Source organism: Micromonospora sp. NPDC002411, from assembly GCF_053592955.1.
Window position 1 is genome coordinate 1 of the sequence record NZ_JBSFBM010000409.1, and the last position, 5356, is coordinate 5356.

Here is a 5356-nt window from a genome sequence, read left to right on the forward strand (position 1 = left end):
CCCGAGCAGCGCGACGACGACGAGGACCAGCGGCAGCCAGAAGAGCCAGTGCCAGGACAGGTGCTCCACGATCGGGCCTGCGGCCACGATGCCCCGGAGCCGGCCTCCTCCGGGGACAGGTCGGTGTGCAGGGCGCAGCCGGCCAGCAGGGCCGGCCCGCCGGGGCCGTCGAAGAGTTCGTCGCCGAGCTTGCGCACGGGCACCACCAGTCGCCGGGCCAGTCGCAGCGCGCCGGCGACCCGCAGCCGACGCAGCAGACCCAACCCGCCACGGACCGGCGGAAACGGCGAGGTGATCGCGTCCAGCATCGGCTCGGCCACGTCGAGCCAGTCGGTGTACGCGTTGAGCCAGCGCTTGCCGTCACCGGGGGCGAACTGCTCCAGCGAGGCCGCCGTGACGTCCAGGTCCCGGTTGATCACCGCTGCTCGGCCGTCCGGCAGCAGGTGCGCCAGCACGTCCGGCGCATGTCGCCAGGACAGGCCGTGCCGACCCAGGTCGAGGTCGGCCAGCACCGGTGACGCGTACCCCAGGGGGTAGAACGAGCTGTAGAGGTCGCTCAGGTAGCCGGGCGCGGTGACCTCGGCGGAGCGGACCGCGCCACCGGGCGCGGAGGTGGCCTCCAGCACCACCACCTCCCAGCCGGCGTCGGCCAGCAGGTTCGCCGCCACCAGGCCGTTGTGACCGGCCCCGACGATGACGGCGTCCGCGCTCTGTGCGGCGGTGGTGGTCATCCGATCCGCCTACCCGGCGTGCAACCGGGCGAAACGCGTTTGTCTCGCCGAGGCCCGGGCATCCAGCGCCGCATGTACACGGTTGCGCAGCTGGTGGGTGGGGTGTGGGGCGCGGGCGGCGACGGCGGTGAACTGGTGGTGTGTGATCCGGCGGACGGAACGCCGGTCAGCACGGTGCCGGTGGCCACTGCCGACGAGGTCGGCAAGGCGGCCCAGGCGGCACGGAACGCGGCGGCGCAGTGGGCGGCGACCGCGCCGGCCGAACGGGCGGCGGCGCTGCACCGGGCCGCGGACGCGGTGGCGGCGGCCACCGAGGAGCTGGCCGAGGCGGTCACGGCGGAGATGGGCAAGCCGTTGGCGGACGCCCGCGGTGGCGTCGAGGCGGGCATCGGCACCCTGCGACAGTACGCGGAGCTCGCCCCGCTGCGGGGCGGGCGGACCCTCAACGGTGGAGTCGACGCACTGGACTTCCTGACCCCGCAGCCGCGTGGTGTGGTCGCCGCGATCACCCCGTGGAACGACCCGGTGGCGGTGTCCTGCGGTCTGCTCGGTGCGGCCCTGGTCACCGGCAACGTGGTGCTCTACAAGCCGAGCGAACGTGCACCGGCGACGGGTTGGCTGTTGGCCCGGGCGCTGGACCAGGCGCTGCCGGCTGGTGTCCTGTCCCTGCTCACCGGCGGCCCGGAGGTCGGTGCGGCGCTGGCCGCGCAGGACGTCGACGTGGTGGCGCACGTGGGGTCGACAGCTACCGGTCGGGCGATCGCCGCCGCCGCGGCCCGCACCGGCGCGAAGGTGCTCCTGGAGAACGGGGGCAGTGATCCGTTGATCGTCGACGCAGGCGTCGACCCGGAGTGGGCGGCCGGTCAGGCCGCGCTCGGCGCGTTCGCCAACGCCGGGCAGATCTGTGTGGCGGTGGAGCGGATCTACGTGCACCGGGAGGTGGCCGGGGACTTCGTGGCCGCCCTGACGCGGCACGCCGAGGCGCTGCGGGTCGGGCCGGGCCGGGACCCGGGTACCGAGCTGGGCCCGCTGGTCGACCGTCGGCACCGCGACCACGTGCACGGGCAGGTGACGGCGGCGGTGGCAGCCGGCGCACGGGTGCGGGCCGGAGGCGAGGTGCCGGACGGGCCGGGGGCGTTCTACCCGGCCACTGTGGTCACGGACTGCCGGCACGACATGCCGCTGGTGCGGGAGGAGACGTTCGGGCCGGTCGCGCCCGTGGTGGTCGTAGACTCGTTCGACGAGGCGCTGCGCTGCGCCGCGGACTCCCCGTACGGGCTGGCCGCCACCGTGTTGACCACGTCGATGAGTCACGCGCAGCGGGCCTGGCGGGAGCTGCCGGTGGGCACCGTCAAGGTCAACGCAGTGTTCGGGGGAGCGCCGGGTGGCGCCGCGCACCCGCGTCGCGCCAGCGGGCAGGGCTTCGGGTACGGCCCGGAGCTGCTGGACGAGTTCACCGCCACCAAGGCGGTGCACATCGAGGCGCCCGGCGGCGGCGAATGGTGAACGCAACGGGCGGACGCAGGGGTGGTGCGTCCGCCCGTACCGTCGTCTGACAGGTCAGTCCCCGCGAGCCTTGCGGGTGGCCCGGTCGTTGGCCTTCTGGATCGCCTTGACCAGGTCCGGCTTGTTCATGCTGGACCGTCCGGGTACGTCCAGCTCGCGGGCCACCGCCATCAGGTGGTCCTTGGTGGCGTTGGCGTCCACCCCACCGGCGGTGGGTGCGCGCCGTTCCGGTCCGCCACCGGCGGCCTGCTGGTCGCTCGGGCCCTTGCGCCCCTTCGGCTCCCAGTGGTCGCCCACCTTCTCGAACTGGTGCTTCACCGCGGCGAACGCGGTCCGGTGCGACCGCTCCCCCTCGCCGTAGGTCTCGACCGCCGAGTCGTGCGTCTTCTCCCAGGTGCGCTGCGCCTTGTCCGAGGAGCGTCGCAGCGTGCTGGGCAGGTCTTCGCGCCCGGGCATCTCGTCCTCCTCCGCGTCGTTCGGATCCCCCTGACGTTCCCCCGGCATCCCCGCCTAAACGGCGGCGTACGACGGTCGGGTTTGTCGATTTCCCGGTGCGGGTACCGGCGGGCCAGGCCTGACCGGACGACCGGTCATCCGGTGGCCGGGGCGCAGGGAGCGGCATGACGACCATGGAGCCCGGTACGACGCTCGACGGTGCCCAGCGCCCCCGGGTTCCCCGACGGATGCGGCAGTTGAGCTGGCGGACCTGGCGTGGGGTGCTGGTCCGCAGCGTGCAGAACTTCGTCAACGACAACTGCTCGGACTGGGCCGCCGCACTCACCTACTACGGGGTCCTCGCGCTGTTTCCGTCCGCGATCGTGGTGGTGGCGCTTGTCGGACTGGTCTCCGACGGAGAGCGGACCCTGGACACAGTGGTCGACCTGGCCAACCAGGTGGGCGCCGGGTCGGTGCTGACCGACGACGAGGGCGGCGTGGTCGGCGTGATCCGGACCGTGGTGCTCGACCAGAGCAACCCCAAGCTGCTGTTGAGCTTCGGCCTGCTGGGCGCGTTGTGGTCCGCGTCGGGCTTCATCGGTGCGTTCACCCGGGCCTCCAACGCCGTGTACGGGGTGGACGAGGGCCGCCCGGTCTGGAAGTTGCGCCCGTTGCAGATCGGCCTGGCCGCGATCACGTTGGTGCTGCTCGCTGTGGTCGCCCTCGCGTTGATCGTCAGTGGCCCGGTCACCGACGCGGTGGGCGATCTGATCAATGCCGGCGGTCTGGCCCGCACGGTGTGGAGCGTGGCGAAGTGGCCGGTCCTCGCCATGATCATGATGATCCTGCTGTCCCTGCTGTTCTGGATCGCGCCGAACGTGCGCCAGCCCCGGTTCCGCTGGCTCACACCGGGCGGTGCGGTGGCCCTGGTCTCCTGGGCGGTGGCCTCCTTCGGCTTCGGCCTCTACGTGGCCAACTTCGGCTCGTACAACACCACCTACGGCAGCCTCGGGGCGGCCGTCGCCTTCCTGGTCTGGCTCTACCTGAGCAACTCCGCGCTGATGCTGGGGGTCCAGATCAACGCCGAGGTGCAGCGCGGGCGACAGTTGCAGGCCGGCGACCGGGACCCGGAGGATCCGGTGCTGCCACCACGCAGGCCGGCCGACGACTGAACCCCGTCGGGGTGGTTGTCCGGTTCGACGCCGGACCATGGGCCCGTTCGCGACCGGGTGCCGGTTTAGCGGGCGAGGTGCCGGGTAGCGCAGAAGACATGGAGCGTGGCAACAGCAAGCACGGACCGAGGATCGACGAACAGATGAGCCAGGAGGTCAGCGGCCTCGTGCAGGGGCCGGGGACCGGCGGCTCTCGGGTCGACGAGTCGCGAGTGCCGGAACCGGCTGGCGAGGACCAGCCGGAGACGACCACCGCCCCGGCCGGCGACCTGCGCACCGGCACCCCACAGGGAATGAGTTCCACGGACGTCGAGCAGCGCAGCCGGCTCGGCCGGTTCATCTCGATGAGCGCGCTGCCGGGCGACCGCCTGGTGCTCATCGCCAGCGCCCGCGAGAACGAGGCGCCGGACGACATCGTGGCGGCACTGGAACGACTGCCCGAGGGCACCGTCTACCAGACCGTTTCCGAGGTGTGGGCCGCGCTCGGCAACAAGAACGAGACAACTCGCTGGTGACCGGGTCACCCCCGACCCGACGACCATTAGCGACTGAAGGAGGTTCTCTGATGAGTGGCGTAACCGAACATGTCGACGTTTCCGTGCCCGTACGCACCGCGTACGACCAGTGGACGCAGTTCGAGGAGTTCCCCGAGTTCATGGAGGGTGTGCAGGAGGTCCGGCAGCTCTCCGACACGATGACCCACTGGAAGGTGGACATCGCCGGGGTGAAGCGCGAGTTCGACGCCGAGATCACCGAACAGCTCCCGGACGAGCGCGTCGCGTGGCGCTCCACCGACGGCACCCAGCAGGCCGGCGTGGTGACCTTCCACCGGCTCGACGCGGACAAGACCCGGGTGACCCTGCAGCTCGAGTTCGAGCCGCACGGCGTGGTCGAGCAGGCCGGCGACAAGCTCGGGATCGTCGACCGACGCGCCAAGGGCGACCTGGAGCGCTTCAAGACGTACATCGAGCGGCGCGGTCAGGAGACCGGCGCCTGGCGCGGGTCGGTGGACCGCCCGCAGCCGTGATCCTGGACAGCTTCACCGATGGCCGCCGGATCTCCGGCGGCCATCGCCGTGTCCGAGCCCGCTCCCGCGACACCGTTTGCGATCATCGCGCCCGGGTACGGCTGAGAGCATGACCGACGACAACATCAGGGTGTGGCGGGACGAGGAACGACTTCCGTTGGAAGAGCTGGAACGGGCCGTGTCCGGCTCCAGCCTCGACGGGCAGGCCGACGACGTGACAGGTAACGACGCGGGCGAAGAGGCCGCGTTCGGGCACGGACCGGCCGCGTCGGACCGCGAGGGACAGGCCCAGGGCAACACCCGGGAGGCCACCGACCCGCAGCGCGCCTACCGCCCGTCCACCACCGGACGGACCGGCCCGGACGTCTGATCGCCGTCGGGCTGGGCGGGGAAGAACGTCGACGCCTCCAACCCGGTCGCCGCCGCCGCCGAGCTCGAGCTGATGGCTGCGTACGTCCGTTCCGGCAACACCGGCACCGCGATCG

The 5356-nt window shown here is 72.1% G+C and carries 7 protein-coding genes and 1 pseudogene; 6 read left to right on the forward strand and 2 right to left on the reverse strand.

The genetic code is table 11. From position 1 onward, the window contains the following. On the reverse strand, positions 1–731 hold a 731-nt coding region (locus ACWCO3_RS30955), incomplete at its 3' end, for a phytoene desaturase family protein (protein ID WP_450013415.1). A 72-nt stretch (positions 732–803) separates the two neighbouring features. Between ACWCO3_RS30955 and ACWCO3_RS30960 the strand changes: the two genes are divergently transcribed. Then, entirely contained in the window at positions 804–2237 is a 1434-nt protein-coding gene (locus ACWCO3_RS30960) for an aldehyde dehydrogenase family protein (RefSeq protein ID WP_145784008.1), read from the forward strand. 54 nt (positions 2238–2291) lie between these two features. Here ACWCO3_RS30960 and ACWCO3_RS30965 read toward each other — a convergent pair whose 3' ends face one another. Next, positions 2292–2693, reverse strand: a complete 402-nt coding sequence (locus ACWCO3_RS30965) for a ChaB family protein (protein WP_357932371.1) — start codon at positions 2691–2693, stop codon at positions 2292–2294. Positions 2694–2857: 164 nt separating this feature from the next. Between ACWCO3_RS30965 and ACWCO3_RS30970 the strand changes: the two genes are divergently transcribed. The 5 genes and pseudogenes from ACWCO3_RS30970 to ACWCO3_RS30990 form a co-directional block, all read left to right on the forward strand. Continuing rightward, positions 2858–3844 (forward strand): YihY/virulence factor BrkB family protein, encoded by a 987-nt coding sequence (locus tag ACWCO3_RS30970; protein WP_450013418.1) that lies wholly within the window; start codon positions 2858–2860, stop codon positions 3842–3844. A 98-nt stretch (positions 3845–3942) separates the two neighbouring features. Continuing rightward, a complete protein-coding gene (locus tag ACWCO3_RS30975) occupies positions 3943–4359 on the forward strand; it encodes a DUF2795 domain-containing protein (protein WP_088947320.1) in 417 nt (138 codons plus the stop codon). A 50-nt stretch (positions 4360–4409) separates the two neighbouring features. Beyond that, complete coding sequence (locus tag ACWCO3_RS30980) at positions 4410–4871, forward strand: SRPBCC family protein (RefSeq protein ID WP_088990440.1); 462 nt, start codon at positions 4410–4412, stop codon at positions 4869–4871. A 109-nt stretch (positions 4872–4980) separates the two neighbouring features. Beyond that, entirely contained in the window at positions 4981–5241 is a 261-nt protein-coding gene (locus ACWCO3_RS30985) for a hypothetical protein (protein WP_145784010.1), read from the forward strand. Between the two features lie 21 nt (positions 5242–5262). Then, positions 5263–5356, forward strand: a pseudogene (locus tag ACWCO3_RS30990) (ABC transporter substrate-binding protein); the annotation flags it as partial.